The sequence below is a fragment of the Paraburkholderia sp. EG287B genome, assembly GCF_040965595.1.
In the GTDB taxonomy this organism is placed as follows: domain Bacteria; phylum Pseudomonadota; class Gammaproteobacteria; order Burkholderiales; family Burkholderiaceae; genus Paraburkholderia.
Genome location: NZ_JBFRCG010000032.1, coordinates 59,121 through 77,772, shown reverse-complemented (window position 1 = coordinate 77,772; position 18,652 = coordinate 59,121). Strand labels below are relative to the sequence as shown.

Annotated in this window: 15 protein-coding genes and 8 pseudogenes; 10 read left to right on the top strand and 13 right to left on the bottom strand. The window is 59.5% G+C overall.

Annotated elements, in window-relative coordinates:
- Positions 1-122 (top strand): annotated as a pseudogene (locus tag AB4Y40_RS39015) (IS630 family transposase); the annotation flags it as partial.
- Here the strand turns inward: AB4Y40_RS39015 and AB4Y40_RS39010 are convergent.
- Entirely contained in the window at positions 104-433 is a 330-nt protein-coding gene (locus AB4Y40_RS39010; RefSeq protein WP_368692387.1) for a helix-turn-helix domain-containing protein, read from the bottom strand. The pseudogene AB4Y40_RS39015 and the gene AB4Y40_RS39010 overlap by 19 nt on opposite strands.
- A gap of 129 nt (positions 434-562) precedes the next feature.
- The gene (locus tag AB4Y40_RS39005) at positions 563-1,564 is read right to left on the bottom strand and encodes a hypothetical protein (protein WP_368692386.1); all 1,002 of its coding nucleotides are present in this window, start codon (positions 1,562-1,564) and stop codon (positions 563-565) included.
- Between the two features lie 1,180 nt (positions 1,565-2,744).
- Here AB4Y40_RS39005 and AB4Y40_RS39000 point away from each other — a divergent pair.
- Positions 2,745-2,894, top strand: a complete 150-nt coding sequence (locus AB4Y40_RS39000) for a hypothetical protein (RefSeq protein ID WP_368692385.1) — start codon at positions 2,745-2,747, stop codon at positions 2,892-2,894.
- Positions 2,895-3,030: 136 nt separating this feature from the next.
- On the opposite strand, the gene AB4Y40_RS38995 is transcribed toward AB4Y40_RS39000, so the two are convergent.
- The 3 genes and pseudogenes from AB4Y40_RS38995 to AB4Y40_RS38985 form a co-directional block, all read right to left on the bottom strand.
- Positions 3,031-4,205, bottom strand: a protein-coding gene (locus AB4Y40_RS38995; RefSeq protein WP_368692384.1) for an IS3 family transposase whose coding sequence is annotated in 2 segments (ribosomal slippage) — positions 3,031-3,956 and positions 3,956-4,205 — 1,176 coding nt in all. Because the reading frame shifts where the segments join, the coding sequence is not laid out codon by codon here.
- 51 nt (positions 4,206-4,256) lie between these two features.
- On the bottom strand, positions 4,257-4,835 hold the full coding sequence (locus tag AB4Y40_RS38990; RefSeq protein ID WP_368692383.1) for an IS5 family transposase: 579 nt from the start codon (positions 4,833-4,835) through the stop codon (positions 4,257-4,259).
- Positions 4,836-4,879: 44 nt separating this feature from the next.
- A pseudogene (locus tag AB4Y40_RS38985) lies at positions 4,880-5,074 on the bottom strand (transposase); the annotation flags it as partial.
- An 84-nt stretch (positions 5,075-5,158) separates the two neighbouring features.
- On the opposite strand from AB4Y40_RS38985, the pseudogene AB4Y40_RS38980 reads away from it, so the two are divergent.
- The 3 genes and pseudogenes from AB4Y40_RS38980 to AB4Y40_RS38970 all read left to right on the top strand — a co-directional run.
- Positions 5,159-5,545, top strand: a pseudogene (locus tag AB4Y40_RS38980) (IS110 family transposase); the annotation flags it as partial.
- Between the two features lie 302 nt (positions 5,546-5,847).
- Positions 5,848-6,666: pseudogene (locus AB4Y40_RS38975) on the top strand (IS110 family transposase); the annotation flags it as partial.
- Positions 6,667-7,140: 474 nt separating this feature from the next.
- The gene (locus AB4Y40_RS38970; protein WP_368692382.1) at positions 7,141-8,226 is read left to right on the top strand and encodes a hypothetical protein; all 1,086 of its coding nucleotides are present in this window, start codon (positions 7,141-7,143) and stop codon (positions 8,224-8,226) included.
- Here the strand turns inward: AB4Y40_RS38970 and AB4Y40_RS38965 are convergent.
- The 4 genes and pseudogenes from AB4Y40_RS38965 to AB4Y40_RS38950 all read right to left on the bottom strand — a co-directional run.
- Positions 8,133-8,345 (bottom strand): annotated as a pseudogene (locus AB4Y40_RS38965) (transposase); the annotation flags it as partial. The gene AB4Y40_RS38970 and the pseudogene AB4Y40_RS38965 sit on opposite strands and share 94 nt — an antisense overlap.
- A 420-nt stretch (positions 8,346-8,765) precedes the next feature.
- Positions 8,766-8,987 (bottom strand): hypothetical protein, encoded by a 222-nt coding sequence (locus AB4Y40_RS38960; protein WP_129964327.1) that lies wholly within the window; start codon positions 8,985-8,987, stop codon positions 8,766-8,768.
- Positions 8,984-9,748 (bottom strand): IS21-like element helper ATPase IstB, encoded by a 765-nt coding sequence (gene istB, locus AB4Y40_RS38955; RefSeq protein WP_368692394.1) that lies wholly within the window; start codon positions 9,746-9,748, stop codon positions 8,984-8,986. Before istB ends, AB4Y40_RS38960 begins: the two co-directional genes overlap by 4 nt.
- On the bottom strand, positions 9,735-10,439 hold the full coding sequence (locus AB4Y40_RS38950) for a hypothetical protein (RefSeq protein WP_368692395.1): 705 nt from the start codon (positions 10,437-10,439) through the stop codon (positions 9,735-9,737). Before AB4Y40_RS38950 ends, istB begins: the two co-directional genes overlap by 14 nt.
- Between AB4Y40_RS38950 and AB4Y40_RS38945 the strand changes: the two genes are divergently transcribed.
- The 4 genes from AB4Y40_RS38945 to AB4Y40_RS38930 all read left to right on the top strand — a co-directional run bounded on the left by AB4Y40_RS38945 (position 10,421) and on the right by AB4Y40_RS38930 (position 13,541).
- Positions 10,421-10,894, top strand: coding sequence for a DUF5372 family protein (locus tag AB4Y40_RS38945; RefSeq protein WP_368692381.1), 474 nt, complete (start codon positions 10,421-10,423; stop codon positions 10,892-10,894). The two genes, AB4Y40_RS38950 and AB4Y40_RS38945, sit on opposite strands and share 19 nt — an antisense overlap.
- 112 nt (positions 10,895-11,006) lie before the next feature.
- Positions 11,007-11,540 carry a helix-turn-helix domain-containing protein gene (locus AB4Y40_RS38940; RefSeq protein WP_368692380.1) on the top strand — a complete coding sequence of 178 codons (534 nt, stop codon included), beginning with the start codon at positions 11,007-11,009 and terminating at the stop codon, positions 11,538-11,540.
- A gap of 282 nt (positions 11,541-11,822) precedes the next feature.
- Positions 11,823-12,221: a hypothetical protein gene (locus AB4Y40_RS38935; RefSeq protein WP_368692379.1), complete on the top strand. Its 399-nt coding sequence runs from the start codon at positions 11,823-11,825 to the stop codon at positions 12,219-12,221.
- Entirely contained in the window at positions 12,222-13,541 is a 1,320-nt protein-coding gene (locus AB4Y40_RS38930) for a recombinase zinc beta ribbon domain-containing protein (protein ID WP_368692393.1), read from the top strand.
- A gap of 33 nt (positions 13,542-13,574) precedes the next feature.
- Here the strand turns inward: AB4Y40_RS38930 and istA are convergent.
- Both istA and AB4Y40_RS38920 read right to left on the bottom strand, forming a co-directional pair.
- Positions 13,575-14,264 (bottom strand): annotated as a pseudogene (istA, locus tag AB4Y40_RS38925) (IS21 family transposase); the annotation flags it as partial.
- 1,031 nt (positions 14,265-15,295) lie between these two features.
- A complete protein-coding gene (locus tag AB4Y40_RS38920; RefSeq protein WP_368692378.1) occupies positions 15,296-16,552 on the bottom strand; it encodes a hypothetical protein in 1,257 nt (418 codons plus the stop codon).
- A gap of 82 nt (positions 16,553-16,634) precedes the next feature.
- Between AB4Y40_RS38920 and AB4Y40_RS38915 the strand changes: the two are divergent.
- Positions 16,635-16,970 (top strand): annotated as a pseudogene (locus AB4Y40_RS38915) (IS6 family transposase); the annotation flags it as partial.
- Here AB4Y40_RS38915 and AB4Y40_RS38910 read toward each other — a convergent pair.
- Positions 16,912-17,590 (bottom strand): annotated as a pseudogene (locus AB4Y40_RS38910) (IS6 family transposase). The pseudogenes AB4Y40_RS38915 and AB4Y40_RS38910 sit on opposite strands and share 59 nt — an antisense overlap.
- Positions 17,509-18,402 (bottom strand): hypothetical protein, encoded by an 894-nt coding sequence (locus AB4Y40_RS38905; RefSeq protein ID WP_368692377.1) that lies wholly within the window; start codon positions 18,400-18,402, stop codon positions 17,509-17,511. The pseudogene AB4Y40_RS38910 and the gene AB4Y40_RS38905 overlap by 82 nt, the downstream one beginning before the upstream one ends.
- Between the last annotated feature and the right edge of the window lie 250 nt (positions 18,403-18,652).

Below are 18,652 nucleotides of genomic sequence, written 5' to 3'. Positions count from 1 at the left end.
TTCAAAAAGGTGAAAAGCTGGGCTCAAAAATTCACGAGCAGCTTTCACAAATTAGCCGCGATCCGTGCCTTGTTCGGTCATTTTTTAGGCATCAATCTGTCAGCTATATTGCTGACGTGTGAGTAACGTGACAACGCCATGGCGACATCGTGATGCCATACTCGCGCTCGATCAACTGCGCAACCGACTCCCGCGTCCACAGATAGAAGGGCAACATCATTGGTCCGGCATCCGCTCGACGATCAACCTTCGGATCCTCGCGGCTTGCCTGTTTCCCAAGCGGCCGTCGTCTGCCACGCTTCTCAGGACGCAATGATCGCAACCCGCCTTCGCGAGAGAGCTTCATCCATTTGCTCACTGCGCGAAGGCTTACGCCATGCGTCTTGGCCGCCGCAGTTTGGCTCATACCATCGCGCACGGCCTGCGCCGCCATCTCTCTCAGGTGTGCCTGCGTGGCGCCATCAAGTTTCGGGCATCGGGTTTCGTATTCATGCCCATATAACGCATTACACGCTATTTGGTGCACCGGTCAGTAATGCGCGACAAAACCGATTATTACGGCTCAAGCGCTCACCCTCCCACTTTGCCCGTCAAGCCAGAGCCTTGCGTTTCTAAACTCGTTTTCGCTCTGATTGACGGCCATCGAGATGAGGCCGATGACTTCGCTCATGTCCTTGTCGAGGTGCTTATCCGGATGGAATCTGATCAGGAGCTTCTTGTGGGCTTTTCGTACATCGAATTCTGCCTCCTCTATTTTTTTTCGCATTTCTTCGATACCCTTGCGAGTTTGGGCCTGAGCCATTACTTCGTTGTCTAATACGCGCCCGTCCATGCCCAAAACTTGCCGCCAGGCCGCGCCCTTCACAACGCCCAACTGCTCGAAAGCGGTTGGGCGGGATCCCTTCGCCCCGAACGATTCAGTTGGATTCCCTTGGCGCTTTGTCGTGCTCGAGGCCATGTCCGGCGGCGATGCCATAGGATTCGGTGGCACATTGTCCGGCGCGCACCATCCTGACCAGCGTTTCTGAAACGGTGGAACCGGACCGGTACCAAATCCCGCCGCCGGACGCCATTGGCGAGGACCCCGTGCAGGCGGATGCGCATAACCCGGCACGGACTGCCCGGCACCCATGGCCGGCGAGTTGAAGCCTCCGTAGGCGCTGTAACCGTCGTTGTTTCCATACGTGCCGCTGAGGCTTCCCATGCCGCCGAAACCGGCCATTCCGCGCGAGCGCCATGCAATTGCGAAGGCACCCATCATGCCCATCATCGGCAAGGCGAGCATGCCCATTCCGAGGCCCGGCATGCCCAGCATACTGCTGCCGATCATGCCGATGCCGGCGAGAGCCGAAATCGAACCGAGCGCCAACGGCATCGCGGCAATCATCGGCAGATTCGGCGAACGCATCTGCTGCGCGTAATCTGGTGAATATGGTCCCGCTCCATAGTCGAATCCGTATCGATGCAGGGGTTCATTGCGCGGTATCTCAGAGGTCGTGGTGAAGATGATCTTTTGCATGCGGTTGCGAATTGCGGCACGCGTGCGCCGGAATGCATCGAGCACGCTTCTATCGACTTGTCGAGAGCGTCCACTGCGTTCGGATGAAGCCGTCGACGCCGAGGGGGATGCAGGTGGAACCCCGTTCGCAGGAACCGCGGACGCGCCCGTTGACGCCAACGTTTCGCGGATGGGCAGTCCGTTCAATGTCTCACTTGCCGCCGGCCCACGCCGCGGCGACGAGTACTGCCGTACAGGCGTGGACGCTCGTGTCTCGGGTGAGACAGACGTCGTGGAGGCATGATCGGCGATGATTGATGCGGTGTCGATGTCAACAGGCATGGTTGCAATGGAGCCGCAGAAGGAATGGTGGTGCAGCCATTTGAAAGCATAGGCCGCACTGCCGGTGGCCCGATCGCGAACACGAACTTATGACGACGCCGGCGAAAAAATCTGACGAGTGCCCGTTGGTAACTGGGGCATTGTTCAGCAGGGCAGGGCCGCAGCTGGTTGCATACGCAACTAGGTATTTTTGACGCAAACGGCCTTGCCGAAGCTGCTCCACAGATTCACGAGGTTCGCGATAGTCACGCCCTCGCGCTGCTGCGATTCGGTTTTGCGCATCAGTAGCCGCGCGCCGATGCAACGCTTGATTCGCGAGATCTGCGCCTCGACGAGCGCGCGCTGGCCGTACGGTTCTGTTGCAATAGCGGAGGCTGGTATGCTGCGGGACCTTACAGGATGATGTGAACGACAATGAAAGCGCTGAGTCCAGCGCTAGCCAAAGTGCTGAAGCGGTTGCACTCTAAATACCGGGAAACGCACAGCTGATGACGATGGCAGGGAAGCGGTGACCGTGGTAAAGCGACTTTTTTTCATCACTTCATTCTACCCCCGCTACTGCGTCAACCTGACGGGGCCCCCGTCACGTCTCCACCCGCGAGTTCTACAGCCGCATCAATGCACCCACGCCGGATCTGGGCCGCGCAGCTGAACTGCCGCCGCCGAAGGTGCTCGAAACCAAGCGCCAGTATGGGGAGCGCGTCTACGACCACCTGAAGGACTCGGTCTGCCCGGTCCTGCGCAGTGTGAGCACCAGGCTCACGCACGCCGAGCTCGCCACCTGTGATGCGCAGGGGTTCAGACGGGCTGCGGAGGAGTCACGGCTGGATGTCGAGGTGCAACGCCGGCATGGGCAACAGAAGCTCGAGCGCGCGAAGGGCCGCTGCGCGAGATACTCGAGCTCGTGCTGCGCGGCGGGCCCGCGCTCGAACAGCGGCGGCAGGTGATGCTCGCCGCGCTCGGCAAGGAGGTCGAAAACCGGTCGCGCTGCTCCGGCCACAGTGCCGATCAGGACGAACCGGACCTCGATCGCGGACCGAAAGTCGGCCTGTGAACGGGATGCATGCGTATTTCATTCGCGTCGTTCGTATGCGACGGGGGGGCAGGCGAAAGCGTGCTAAATTTCCGGTTCCAAGACCGAGGAGGCTTGACGTTGCCCGCGAATTTCGTATCCGCTAACCGAGCGTTTATTATTCCGCTTGCTTTCGCTGGGCGGCGTGCCAGTTTTGTTCAAATTGCATCGGACTGACGTAGTTCAACGTCGAGTGCAGACGCCCATGATTGTAGAAGCTCATCCAGTCAAGCACCTCGTCCATCGCCTCGCGACGCGTCGCAAAGCGTTGACCGTGAATGCGGGCCTGCTTCAGCGATCCCCACAGGCTCTCCGTCGGTGCGTTGTCCCAACAATTTGCTCGGCGGCTCATCGAACTGCGCATGCCGTAACTCTTGAGCAGGTCCTGGAACTCGGCGCTGCAATACTGGCTCCCACGGTCGCTATGCACGATCAGTCCGGCCTCCGGACGACGCCGGAACCACGCCATTCGCAACGCGTCAGAAACCAGCTCCGTGCGCATGTGCGGCTTGAGCGACCATCCCACGACCTGACGACTGAACAGGTCCAGGATGACCGTCAGGTACAGCCAGCCCTCGTCGGTCCAGAGATAGGTGATGTCCGTCGTCCAGACCTGATCGGGCTTCGCCGGCGAGAAGTCCCGTTGCAGCAGGTTCGGTGCGACCGGCAGATTGTGCTTGCTGTCCGTCGTGGCCTTGAACCGTCGCTTGGTGCGCGCCTTGATGCCATGCAGCTTCATCAGCCGCTGAATCCGGTCCTTGCTCACGCGAATGCCTTGCGCAAGCAGCTTTTTCCACACGCGCGGCCAGCCGTACTCGCTTTTGGATTCGGCATGGACGGCGCGAATGTGGACCAGCAACGCGTCGTTGCTGATGCGTCGGCGCGGCCGATCAGGATCAACGTCGCGGGCCTTACGGTTGTGATAACCGCTGGGACTGACGCCCAGCGCCTGGCAGGCCACGGAAACCGGCCATTGCCGGCTATGTCGTTCGATCCACGCGTACTTCACACCGACCCCTTCGCAAAGTACGCCGTCGCTTTTCCCAGGATATCGCGCTCCATCTTCACGCTGGCCAGTTCGGCGCGCAGCCGAGCAATTTCCATCTGCTCGGCTGACACCTGTTTGCCCGCCCCATTGAGCTTGCCCGCATCGTCGGCCTTGATCCACGCATTCAGCGTCTGCGTACTGATACCCAGAATCTTCGCCGTCGCCGCCTGGCTCTGGCCGTTACGCACCATGCGCACCGCTTCAATCTTGAATTCCAGCGTGTACCGCGCCCTCGGGTTACCCATTGCTAAATTCTCCTTTACTGAAGTTTTACACACTCTCAGTAAGAGACCGTTTCAAAAAGACTGCTCGGCACGTCTGAAGATGTTCCAGCAGACGAGCGAGCAACCAAGTTTAAGGAATGCCTCGTGAATGTCGGCTCGACGCTCAAAGCGAATGCGAAGACGACGAAAATTGTGCAGCCATGCGTGAGTCCGCTCGACCACCCAGCGGAATTTGCCGAGTCCGCTACCGTGTTCCGTACGGCGCCTGGCGATCACCGGTTCGATACCGCGCGCACGAAGCCGCTCACGATGCGGCTCGGAGTCGTAGCCGCGATCTGCGTAGATGACCTTGGGCTTGCGAAGCGGTCGGCCGCGTACGCCGCGAATGGGCGGGATCGCGTCAATGAGCGGCAGCAACTGGGTAACGTCGTTACGATTCGCGCCAGTCAGGATTGCACTGATGGGCACGCCGTTGGCGTCGACGAGGATGTGATGCTTCGAACCTGGTCGCGAGCGATCGGTGGGGTTCGGGCCAGTTTTTCGCCCGCCCCAACGGCTCGCACCGAGGATGAATCGACCGCTGCCCGTGAGAAATCGAGTTCGCCGGCCTCGCGTAACTTGGCGAGCAGCAACTCGTGCAACGCGCTCCACACGCCGGCCTTTTGCCAGTCGCGCAAACGCCTCCAGCAGGTCGGCCCCGATCCGAATCCCAGCTTGGTTGAAAGGTCGCACCTGCGTATTCCGGTCTTGAATACGAACAGGATGCCGTTCAGCGCAGCCCGGTCTGAAATCGGAAGCCGCCCCGGGTATTTCTTGCGACGCGGCTTCGGCGGCGGTAGCAAAGGTTCGATCAATGCCCACAGTTCGTCATCAATGATCGGTGCGCCCATCCCCTTGGTTCCAGTTGTTCAGACGACCAAGGTTAACAGCTTGCCGAAAAGGTTAACAGCCCCCTTGGGGTCTTTTTGAAATGGTCTCTTAGCGAGATTCCCGGTGTCGGCCTGCTGACAGCGACTGCAGCCGTCGCGATGATGGGCGATCCGAAGGCGTTCAGTTCGGGCCGGGAGTTTGCCGCGTGGGCCGGTCTTGTACCAAAGCAGACAGGCTCAGGCGGCAAGGTGAATTTACACGGCATATCGAAGCGCGGCGACACGTACCTGCGCACGCTGTTGATTCATGGTGCGCGCGCTGTGTTGAGACATGCGAAGGAGCCCGGCCCGTGGGTTGGGCAATTGATCAGGCGGAGACCGAAGAACGTCGTGATCGTTGCGCTCGCGAACAAGATGGCGCGGACGATCTGGGCGGTAATCGCCCATGACCGACCATACCAGAAAGACTATGTAGGCGTGAAGCCGGCCTGAATAGCTCGCGTGAAGTAGAAGATAAACGTTCGATACGGCAAGGTGAACGTCAAAAGGTTGCGCAGCAATCGAGTGTGATGACTAGTCCGGTAGAACCTGGGACTCGCTAATCCTGTATACCGATACGAGCTTCGAGCTCGTTGCCTGAGTGAGGAGTGAGTCAGCGGATTTCATAGGGGCCCGCAGCGGCAGTACCGGCTGCATGAAGGCCGGATAGAGAGCTGCAACCCATCCTGTCAGTCTGAACACACGAATTGAAATGAACGCGTCCCACCCGTGAGTGGTGGAAAAAAGGGGAGAGGCACGAGGTCCGGCTGATGCCTGCGGAGTTCGTGAAAGCGTTCAATATCCGCAACAAGAATGACGCGGCCGATGCGCGGGCAATCTGGCTGGCAGTGCAGCAGCCCGGCAAGCCGGTTGCGGTCAAAACGGAAATGCAGCAGGCGATGCTGGCGCTGCACCGGATGCGCGAGCAGTTGGTGAAGTTTCGTACGATGCAGATCAATGCGCTGCGTGGCCTGCTGACGGGATACGGCGAGGTGATGAGCAAAGGACGGGCGGCGCTGGACAAGGCTATACCGGAAGTGCTCGCGAGGGTTGCCGAGTGTCTACCAGCGGTGCTTATCGACACGCTGCGCGAGCAGTGGTGCGGGCTGACAAAAACTGGAAGAGCAGATGGCGGGATCGAGCGGCGGATGCGCGAATGGGCGAAGGAAGACCGGGCTGTGAGAGCATCAGCCAGATTCCCGGCGTTGGGTTGCTGACACTGACAGCGACGGCAGCGGTCGCAATGATGGGCGATGCAAAGGCATTCCGGTCGGGCAGAGAGTTTGCTGCGTGGGCTGGCCTCGTGCCGAAACAGACGGGCTCGGGCGGCAAGGTGAACCTGCATGGCATGCAGGCGCGGCGACACCTATCTGCGCACGCTACTAATCCACGGCGCACGCAGCGTATTGGCGCGCGTGACGGAGCCCGGCGTATGGGTCGAGCAGATCAGGAAGCGCCGACCGCTGAATGTGGCAGTGGTCGCACTGGCCAACAAGATGGCGGGGACGATCTGGGCGATACTGGCCCATGAACGGCTTTACGAGAAAGGGTACGTGAGTGTCAAACTAGCGTGAGCGGGAAGTGCGGAGTACGAGATTAACGTTTAACGCAGGATGATCGTCGAAAGGTTGCGTTGGAATCGGGTGTGATGACAAACCAGGTAGGACCGGGACTTGCAAAACCTGCATATGCATAAGATCCTTGAGCTCGTGAAGTGAATGAGGTGCGAGTCAGCGGATTTCATAGTGGGCCGCAGCGGCAATGCCGACTGCAACAAGCCCGGATATAGAGCAGCAGCCAATCCTGTCAGTCACAACACGCGAAAAACTGGCGCAAACGGGACGCGTTCATAGATGCATATGATTCGCAAAGTGCAGGTGATAAACGAACGGCGATGACCAAGCGGCAGCCGCTCAGTTCTACTCGCTTGTGACATAACAAATCTTATCTATATGGGAACATGCTCGGCCTGCCGTCCTCATCGCGACGGAACCTAGGCACGAGCAGCCGAACTGCAGTTCAAAACCGTCATTCATCGTGGAACAGGCATGCCAATCTCCAGCGTATCTAGCTCAAGTAACATTTCCACCGATCTCACGGCAACGAGTACGGGTGAAGAATCGCCCACTAATCCTAATTCCGCATCCTCCTTGTGCGCGAGCGGTCAATTGGCAGGGCTAAAGACAAGAGTCCAGAATAATATTGGCGCTAATGCCCATCGCGACTTGAGTTCGAGCCAAGGGACGTCAGCGGTGGAAAACGTTCGCTCAGCAGTCCCTGACCAGAAAACACTTTTGGCTAAGTACGGCACGGTCGGACAAAAGAAGGCCCGCACTGCCGACGAAATGGATAGTGCCGACGCAGCTGCGGTGGAGGAAGCCATCGCACGCAGTCTGCAGGAGAAGGCTTTCTGGATACTGGCCAAACCTGAACTGCAAGCCATTCAAAGCAACACGACGCATACTTCGAATCGCACGAATAACGTCGTGGTCAATCAGGCTGACAAGAACGAAGAACCGTCTGAAATCTCCGACGATAACCGGGAGCAGCAGATGTTGGGATTCGCCGATCTCAACAACGCTTTTAGGGCATACCTGACCAAACATGACCTGCAGGTCATTTCCAACCCGGGAACGGGGAGCAACTGCGCGATCTATGCGTTGGTGCAACACCTCAGGCCGGATTTGAAGGACAGCAATCTCGACAACGAAGTTAACGAGTTGCGCCGCGAGTACGACGTGAAAAATCCGTCCGACAGCAACGACAGGATGCTGCATCTGGATACCGGCGTTGGTGGAGCGGCCAAGACCCTCACGAGGCTTGTCAATGAGCGCTACAACGTAAACATACAGGTTGGGGTAGTCGAAGCGGGCCTAGACGCGCAATACCCCGTGACGAGCAGGGAATTCATTTCGGCTTCTGGCGCGAGCGCCCCGTTCACACACCACGTAGTTATTTGGGACCAGCAGGGACACTACGAAGCCGTGACAGCCAAGCGTCCAAGCACGGAAGAGACGGGGCAAAATATTCGAACCGATGCGATCAATTTGATGAATCGCGTCGCAAGCAGATCGAGCGTTCGGGCAGCCTTCGGTACGCTGTCCTCTGCCTTGATGAAGTACCGTCTCAGATGAACCCAACAGCCACGGTGCACGAGTTGGTGGCGTCGGGCGATGTCGTTGGAGGGTTCGTAGCTGTCGGTCATCATGACCGCGCCCTCTCGGATCCCGGCAAACAGCTTGTCGGCGGCTTTGTTCAGAGGTGCGGCCAGACAAACTGCTCGAACTGCTCGAACTGCTCGACGCTCAATTTCGTGGGAATCGCCTGCCAGCATGGGTTTGTAGCCATTTTCAACCCCCAAACCCTTGACTTTAACCGATCTGCCCGCGACGAGCCCGCAACCCAGTCCTGATGCGGCTCGCAGACAAATTCGGGCGCCTCGAAAAACCCGCAACCACTTGATGGTCATCTTACTCGACCGCCCTTGACAACGTGACAACGCCCGAGGCACAGATCTCGCGCATCAAGCGCTGTATCGGCGAGCGCCTGCTGACGCAGGAGCTTGCGTTGTTGGCGGCGGCGTAAATCCGACACCAGACGGCGGCGCAAGGTTGAGTTAAACACTGGACCATGCGTCGCAGGCACTGTGGCCCGCAGGGCGAGTAAAGCAGGATCAGAACCCGCCCTCGACGTCGTCGATATCGGCATCGGTGGGCGGTGAACGCTGCACGCGGATCAGCTCGTGTAACTCAGCGCCGTAACGCATCCAGATGCGCGCGCGCAGATCGCTGAGCAGCTCGAACACGGCGAACGCCTGCTGGGGTGACCAGTCGGCGTCAATCAGGAAGTCCAGCCCGCGAGACAGGCCCGAAGGCAGGTGCGTGCGGCGGCTCACGGCTTCTTCTCCGGGCGCGCAGCGTTACGCCTCCTGGAGCGCTGCTCGGCCCGCTCGCGCGCTTCCTTGACGCGATACGACTCGCCCTCGATCGCGATGACCTCGGCGCGATGCACGAGGCGATCGACCAGTGACACGACGCAGGCTGCATTCGGGAACACCTCCGACCATGCTGCAAACGGTTTGTTCGTTGTAACCACTGTGCTCGCGGCGCCGTATCTGCGGCTCACCAGCTCGAACAGCAGGTCGGCATGGCGGTTCGAGTACGACAGGTAGCCCACCTCGTCAATCAGGAGCACTTCGGGCGAAGCGTAGCGATGCAGGCGCCGGCGCAGCGCCGAGTCACTGTCGAGTGCGGCCAGTTCGCCTAGCATCTGGCCAGCAGTGGTAAAGAGCGCCGTGTAGCCGTGTATGAGCGACTGGTACGCGAGGTTCAGTGCGAGTGTCGATTTACCCACGCCGTTCGGCCCGATCAGCACGACGTTGGACTTCTCCCTGACGAACTCGAGCGCCATCAGTTCCTCGAGCGCGCCGCGGTCAATCCGTTTGGGCCACGCCCAGTCGAAGTCTGCCAGCGGCTTGAAGTTGCCCAGGCGGGCGTCGCGGATTCGCCGCTCGAGCGAACGGCGCGCGCGTTCCTGCTCTTCCCACTGCAGCAACGGCTCGACCCATGACGCGTCGGCGATCTCGCTCCAGTGCGCCAGCAATCCATACATCCGCAACGCATTGGCACGCTCCTGCAACTGCTCAGTCCTGTTCATCATCGGCCTCCCGCGTGAGCTGGTCATAGATGTCGAGCCGGTGTGGCGTCACGCGCTTGTCCTTGTCGCGCACGTGTTCCGGGAACTTGATGGCGATGGGCGGAGGGGCTCCCCGGGCAGCCCGCCGGCGCTCCAGCGCCAGGCGCACCGGGTTCTGGTGCGGTGCGGCGCCGCTCGCGAGGGTTTCCTCGATCGCGGCCTGCAGTTCGGCGGCGCCATACCGGTCGAGCAATCGCAGCAGCTGCGCGGTAATGTTGCCCAGATTGCTGCCGCGTTCGGCCGCGCGCAGCATCAGTGTCCGGGAAGCCGGCGCGGCGTGCGCGAGATGGTCCAGGCCGTGATGGCGAGCCTCACGTTTGTGCTCCACCAGCGCATCGATGTGCGTCGCGATCTCGATCTGCGCGCCGCGGTCGTAACTGCGAGCATGCTCGGCGACGATACCGGCGCCATCGAGGATGCGCACCTGATGCGGGTCGGCACGAACCGTGAGCGTGCGTCGCACATGCGTGTGCGGTATCGAGTAGTCGTTCAGGTCGAAGCGCACATAGGGCGTCTTGCCGGCTGTCACGGCAAGCTGCAGTTCGCACGGGTACGGGTTCTCCGGCAATGCGAGCAGGCTCGGCTTCTCGCGCTCGAAGGCTTCGCGCACAGTGATCGCCGGATCCTCCCGGCATGGACGATCGGCTGCCACGCCCGCGCACCATTGTGCGGCCTGGGCGTTCAGATCATCGAGATCGGCGTACTTGCGCGCGGCAAAGAAGCTCTCGCGTGCGAAACGAATTGCTCTTTCGACGCGACCTTTCCCATAGACCGTCAACCGCACGCGATCCGATCAGCGACACACAGCTTGTACGTGTCACTCACCCTTTCCATCCCCTGCGCGGACAAGAGTTTGTGCTGCTTGAGCGCCGCTGTGCCTGGGGCGAAGAGCGTGTGTACTTCCACGATGTTTCGGGCAGGCTGAGACGCCTCCCGGCTTCGTGGACAAGCGTCTCAGCGCCCGATCCATTCGAAGTCCTGTCCGAAGGACGATCCACATTCCGCGTAGAAGACCTGCTGCATCTGGTTGGGCTTATCGCCCGACACCGGGAGATCAGCGCGACAGCCGGCACCAAATCGGTAAAACGCAAGTCGTCAAGGAAATAACGCCGTATACGTAAACTAAAATATGCCCGTGGCAATCAGGCGCGCCGAAATGTGGAGGGTGCGCATCTTTGCGGCAAGATAAACGACTTAGTTCGTCGGACATGGATAGTGAATGTTCAATGGAAAGCCTTGTTTCTCCTTGACATTTGCGACTATGAGGCATAATTTATATTACATGCGACGAGCCCGAAAACCCGATCCAAAACTAGCCGCACTCCACGAGAGCGGGACCCTGAATCCGCATGCGCAGGATGTCCGTGATCCAGCGTTCGTTGCCAGCGACTTCTTTGATCCACGGGACTTGGTGCAGGTACGCTACGAGATGCTTCGCCGCGTGCGAACCGAGGGGCAACCCATCGCCGAGGTGGCGGCGCGGTTTGGCGTATCGCGGCCAACCTTCTACAAGGCGCAGGCCGAGTTCGATCGTGAGGGACTGGCAGGGCTGCTCCCAGACAAGCGGGGGCCGCGCGGTGCTCACAAGATCACTGCGGAAGTATTGGACTTCATCGAGCAGACGCGCGATGCCGAGGGTGGTCTGGGCACGAACGAACTGCTCGAACGCATCGCGGCGAAATTCGGTTTGACTGTGCACCGCCGTACCATAGAGCGCGCGTTACAGCGGCAGCCGAAAAAAAAACGCCAGTGAATCCCCGGCGACCGTAACGCCGGATCCCGGAGCGCTGGTCGAGAGTTACGAAGCCTTGCGCGTCGATGTGGTCGAGAAACGGGGAAGCTCCCCGTCGGGGCGCGGGCGCACGCTCCTGATGTTCAAGGGCATGGCGGCGTGGATCGCAGGCATGCGTGAGACCCCATGTACCGCAGTTGCGCGCGCCACAGTTCACGATACAGGCCCGGGCGCGGGTATCCGCCAGGACCTGATCAATATCCTGACATCAATGGTGCTTGCGAACGCACTGGAGGAGACGGCATGACTGTCCATACACCCGGAAAGATACAGGCCAGGCATCTCTCGAGAAACGCCTACCTTTACGTGCGCCAGTCGACCCTGCGGCAGGTGTTCGAAAACACTGAGAGCACCGAACGCCAGTATGCGCTGCGCGAGAACAAGGCGCAACGTGGAGAGCTTGAGATACGTTTGCCCATCGGCTTCGTCTACGATGGTGAGGGAAGTGTCAGTCTGGATCCCGATCAGCGGATTCAGGAAAGTATCCGCGAGTTCTTCCTCACGTTTCGTCGCACCGCTTCGGCCATGGCTACCGTCAAGGCCTTTCGTAGAGCGGGGCTGAAGTTTCCGCGCCGGATCTATCGGGGCCCACACAAAGGTGACGTCCAGTGGGACGAGCTCGATCACTCACGTGCACTATGAATCCTTCACCATCCCCGCTACACCGGAGCATTCTGCTTTGGACGCACACGTACGCGCAAACTTCCCGACGGCAAGCAGGTATGGCAAGCATTGCCTGTGGAGGAATGGACTGCCCTCATTCGGGACGCGCACGAAGGCTACATCACGTGGGAGCAGTTCGAAGAGCACGTGCGGATCCTGCACGACAATGCCCAGGCCCACGGCAGTGAGCGCGACCTCGGTGCCCCGCGCGAAGGCCCAGCGCTGCTGCAGGGGCTCGCGATATGTGGGCGTTGCGGTGACCGGATGACGATCCGTTACCATGTCCACGACACGCGCCGCGTGCCAGACTACGTGTGCCAGAGCCGCAGCATCAACGAAGCTATAGGGCGACCATGCCAGCAAATCAACGGTGCTGAACTCGACCAGGCAGTCGGCAGGCTTCTGGTGGAAACCGTTACACCCGTGACGCTTCAGGTCGCGCTCGCGGTACAGAAGGAACTGGAGAATCGATCCGGTGAGTTCGACAGGTTGCGTCGTCAGGAGATCGAGCGGGCAAACTATGAAGTCGAGCTGGCCCGTCGTCGTTACATGCGTGTCGATCCCGACAACCGTCTTGTAGCCGATTCGCTGGAAGCCGAGTGGAACCATGCACTGAGAACGCTTGCTGCTGCCCAGGAGCGCTATGAAAAACAATGCGAAACGGCGAGTGCCCAGCTCGACGAAAAGCAGCGTGAGAGCATCATGGCACTTGCACAGGACTTCCCGCGCCTGTGGAACGACCCCCAGACACCGGAGCGCGAGAAGAAGCGTATGGCCCGTCTGTTGATTGCCGACGTGACGCTGCTCAAGGACTCCGGAATCATTGCCCGGGTGCGCTTCAAGGGTGGCGCGACCCGTGAACTGCGTCTGTCGTTGCCCAAACCATCATGGCAGTTGAGACAGACCCCGGCAGCGGTCGTTGCCGAAATCGATCGTTTGCTGGAAGGACACACTGATCACGAAACCGCGGAATTACTCAATGCGAGTGGTATGCGCTCTGGCGAGGGTTTGCCGTTCAGGAGGCTGATGGTACGCCGGATCCGTATCGATTACGGGTTGAAGACGCAATACGAGCGCCTAAGGGCGCGGGGACTGTTGAGCGCCACGGAGATAGCGAAGTATCTCAAGGTATGCACGGCCACCATTGCCGACTGGCGACGGGCGGGGCTGCTCAAGGCATACCAATATAACGATAACGGCCAGTACCTCTATGAGCGCCCTGGCGTCGACGCTCCCAGGAGGTTCGCGCACAAGAACAGAACTCGCCGCAAGGCGGCTGCAGACGTAACTTCCCCCTGAAATGACAGATGAGGTGCATTATGCCGCGAACTCCTTTTCGTTTCCCCGGGCGATTGCTACCGGCCTGGGTTCGAACCGGTAATGGCTGGCAAACGCGAGCAGCGCCGGATTGAAGCGGATCGCATCGCCCTGACGCTCGAGCACGGCGCTGCGCAGATTGTCGTACTTCAGGACCCTCGGCACGCCGGACCAGGCTTCGAAGGCGCCCATGTGGCCGGCCAGGAAGCTGTCCATGCGGGCATCGAGGAAGAAGCGCAGCCAGATCTGGCGCGACCACGACAGCACCATCACGAAGGCCATCAGCGGCCGGCGCGCGCGACCGATCTGCAGGTGGCCGAATGAGGCCCAGTCGACTTCACCCACTTCTCCCGGCATGGTGCGCAACCGCAGATAGGCTTCCGGTGTTGGCCGTGGACGATGGATCGCGACCAGGTGACGGAAATGGTGAATGTTGCCCCGGTAACCACGCTCGGTCACCATCGCGTACAGACGGCTAGCCGTGAGTGAGGGAAACTTCTTGAGCGTCTCATAGATGAACGGCAGGTACGGATCAATCCGCGAGGGCCGCTGCAGACCGCCCACCCGCGGCAGGCCCGCCTGGGCCAGCACACGCTGCACGGTGCCGCGATGCACATGCAACTGGCGCGCGATGGTGCCGCAGCGCCATTTCTCGACGTGGTAATAACGCAGGATCTGCGCCTCAACTTCAGTCTTGATGGTCATGGGTCGGTTCCTTTTTGTTCGGTAGCAGTACGAACCGCATGGAAGACCCGACGGCGCAATGGCCCATGACGCACAAACTCACATGTGCAGTGACAGAAGCGGCAATGCCCGAGCGACGGCGTGGCTGCCACCGTGGCAGTCGTCTCAATGGCCGATGTCGTCGAAGTCGTCGAAGTCGTCGAAGTCGTCGAAGTCGCGCTCAGTAGAGCATCAGCGATGGGCTCGACGGAAGAGTGATGCGTCACTTTCTCGCGCCGCTGGCGATAGCGGCGCATCCTGGCGGCATGTGCCATACGACCGCGCCGGCTGCGCTGGTAACGGCGACCAGCCTCGCGCAGGCTGGCTCGTCGTGAAGCCTGGGCGCAGTCGCGATTGCAGTAAGTCTGGCCGTTATCACAACGGCGGCAGACGATGACCTGCGCCCGGCAACGGGCGCACACGAACAGGCGGCCCGTGGGCGGCTGCATTGGCGGCTCCTCCAGAACGCCAAAGATGAGGAGGAGTCGAACGAAGTCGACGGGCCGCGTGAGCAATGCGATACTGACGGCTCACTCGGCTCACTCGGCTCTCCGGCCGGCCGACAGGCCCGCCATATGGATACCCTGTGGAGGTGCAGCGCCGGACTGGACTTGGCGGTTGAGGCCGGCGCTGCGCCTGTTGTTCTTCTTTGGCAAACGCCTTTCTACCATGCGGACGGCCCGCCCCGATTCCGGGCACGTCTCCAGTCGCCCTACGGGCTCCCTACGCCGTGCCCGGAATCAACATCCCGTTCACTGTGCATTGAACATTTCCACGATGTCTGTCTTCATGCGCGTGTGGGCCGCACTATGACGCCGCCGCCTATTGTCGGTTTTCAACCGCCGTTCACATGCGTCGCAGGAAGGCGAAGGCGTAAGCATCGCCAACCTGCTGAACCGGTGGAACGCCTTCGGCAAACCGCTTTGCGTCAAAAATGCGTAGTCGCGTCCATAGCACGGGAACTTGTACCCATCCGGACAAAGCCTTTCCACACACCCTCAGGCCGATGATAGTCATCTGTATAAGAACAGATCGTCTCGCGAACGCATCCATAGTGGTTGGCTTGACGAGCCTTTCAGGCGGTGAAGATTCTCTGAGTCACTGGATAGAGTGACTCCCGGGAGATTCTGAAATTCCTCGATGCTTCTGTCCGGATCTCTGAATATCTTCCCATTGTACGTGGCCTGACGGTCCAAAATTATGTCGTCGATCCTTTTCCCCGACGACAATCCATCTATTAACTCGTCAAGAGTGAACGATTTCGCTTTCTCCAAGGGATGCAGTCCCTGATTAGCGCGGATGTGCAGGTGCAGCGTTGTCGTGCTGTCTGGATACGGGAAATGGAAATACAAATCAACGTCATCGAATTCGTTGATGCCATATTGTACCTTCAAATGATTATGGGCCTTCTGCTTTAGGCTCTCGAGAAGGGGAATGTGATTTGGATTAAGATCCAGGATGCTAGCCAAATATTCTCCATTCTTTTTCATTTCGCCTATGCTTCTAGTTTCTCTAGTGGAAAACCTCTTTTCCAAATTGTCTGCGTCTTGCTTGATACTAGCGTAGTTCGATTGTAGTTTTCTTACCAGAGGCTTGTCAGCAGCATCGTCGGACAATTCATCTAAAAGCTGGAGAGATTCGCTTTTAAGGCAGCCTAAACCTGGATGAATGAACCACCCGCACAGCATGACCGCTTCATTCTTCAATTTTTGAGCCCGTGGATTTTCAAGTGCTTTAAATTTTGGATCATGGCTTGTGTTGTGCACAATTAAAAACCTTTCGTCTTTAAAATAAGGATAAAGATGCGGTGCCGTTGCTATTTGCTTTAGATGAGGGCTGGCCGGGTTGAGGTCTAGCAAGTCGTAAAGGAAAGGTGGCACTCCGTGGACCATATCGTATTTTCTGCGAAGGCTTTCTAGTCCCATCGGAGTAAAAGAAAAGGAAGTCCCTCGTGGGCGTTGGAAAGGAGAAATATATTTCTGAGGGATGGAGTAAAAATGACCGTTTCGACCTTGCATATAAAGCGAATCTTTCTGCTCAACAAAGACTCGGTTTTCTCCGGTGTGCGGTGAGACGTCGGATTTGACTCTTATCCTAGCGTTAGGCCGAGGCCCTAACTCCGAAAATGGCTGCAACCCAGAAAGTCGGCAGTCTCCCGATGTCGATGGGTGAATTGCTGATTCTGAAGCGTTCTCCGGGCCGGTCGCGTCCCGGGTTGAGTACAAACCAGGATCAAGGCCGTCATGTCGATCAATGCACGATGGGTTCATTTGCATTCTCCACGGTTAAAGGTTGTATTGATAGAACTACCACTGCAATGCCAGTGTTCCAGCCGGAGACGCGAAGTTCCGGTTTCACCGGTTCAGCCTGAGCCTGCGCGATATCGAGGAGTTGTTGCTCGAGCGTGGTGTCGTCGTCACGTACGAAACAATCCGTTGCTGGTGCGACAAGTTCGGCGCTGGATTCGCCCAGCGTGCAAAGACGGCGCGGCGCAAGCGGGGCAACACATGGCATCTGGATGAGATGTTCGTGACGCTGCGCGGGGAGCCGTATCTGCTGTGGCGCGCAGTCGATGAGCATGGCACTGAAAGAACGAGAGGTCGGCCAAGTCCGATATGGTATGGATTCCTTATCCAGCCAGTGAATAGAATTGCTGCGCGGGAGTTTGATCAACGCCGCCGTCGTTCAATTGCCCCTTGACGATCATGTGCATGTATTTCGATGCCGCCCAGGAGAATGCGGGCGCAACGAAATTTCTTGAACCCGAGCATCGGGCGGGTCCGGCGCTTGATCGCGCGGTGGTCCTGCTCGACGATGTTATTCAGATACTTTTACTGGCGGACCTTGATCGGCAGATTCCGCCTGGCGTTGATCGCCTGCAAGGCAGCCAGATTCGATCCGCTCTTATCGAGCGTCACGGTCTCGGGTTCGCCATTCTGGTCGATTGCCTTTTCGAAATAGGCCCGGGCCGCAGCCTTGTCCCGTCGGGCTCGCAGCAGAAAATCAACGGTGTTGCCTGCCTTGTCGACAGCCCGGTAGAGATACCGCCACTTACCCCTGATTCGAATGTGGGTCTCGTCCATCCTCCAGCTCCTGCCGACCGTCCGTTTGCGCCGTCGAAACGCCTTCTCCAGGACCGGCAACAGTTTGAGTGCCCAACGATGAACCGTCGAATGATCGACCGCAATCCCGCGCTCGGCCATCATCTGTTCAAGATGGCGCAGGCTCAGCGGATAGGCCACGTACCATGCCGGTTCCGGCTGACCGTGAACTCTTGCGGATTGCCGTCGAAGCTGGGAATGGAAAATCGGTCCCCGGCATTCCAGCTCCGCGACGCGGCCTCCTGCATGCTGGACAGGGCCACAACCGGGCGGCCGGCGGCGGCCGGGTTCTCCGTCCTCTCCTGGGCCCGCGCGGATTGGTTTCCGTCAGCTTCTGTCCGGAACGGTTCACTGCGACGCTTCTGACGCTTTGCCAGCGCGGCTTTTGACACGGTTTCGCCCGTGGCCGGGTCGACCACCTTCTGACGCCAGTAGGCCGCGGATTTCGACACGGTTTCGCCCGTGGCCGGGTCGACCACCTTCTGACGCTTTGCCATCGCGCCTTTTGACACGGTTTCGCCCGTGGCCGGGTCGACCACCTTCTGACGCTGTGCCAGCGCGCCTTTTGACACGGTTTCGCCCGTGGCCGGGTCGACCACCTTCTGACGCTGTGCCAGCGCGCCTTTCGACACGGTTTCGCCCGTGGCCGGGTCGACCATCTTCTGACGCTGTGCCAGCGCGCCTTTTGACACGGTTTCGCCCGTGGCCGGGTCGACCACCTTCTGACGCTTTGCCAGCGCGGCTTTTGACACGGTTTCGCCCGTGGCCGGGTCGACCATCTTCTGACGCTGTGCCAGCGCGCCTTTTGACACGGTTTCGCCCGTGGCCGGGTCGACCGTCTTCTGACGCCAGTAGGCCGCGGATTTCGACACGGTTTCGCCCGTGGCCGGGTCGACCGTCTTCTGACGCCAGTAGGCCGCGGATTTCGACACGGTTTCGCCCGTGGCCGGATCGACCACCTTCTGACGCTGTGCCAGCGCGCCTTTTGACACGGTTTCGCCCGTGGCCGGGTCGACCACCTTCTGACGCCAGTACGCCGTGGATTTTGGAATTGACCGGGTCGTGCTGGAGCCAGAAGCCTGTAAGGAGGGGGGATAGGGGGCAGCCCACCCCTTACCCTGGCTGGCGGGAGCCGGCGTTATAGTCCGGTGCGTCGCCGAACCGGGGAACGATGAGGCTGGAGGGGGCGGATATTGTCCAGAGGCATGGGAATAGCTCGATGGATGGGTGAAATCGGTTGCCCTACTGTCAACAGACTCACCCGTGGGC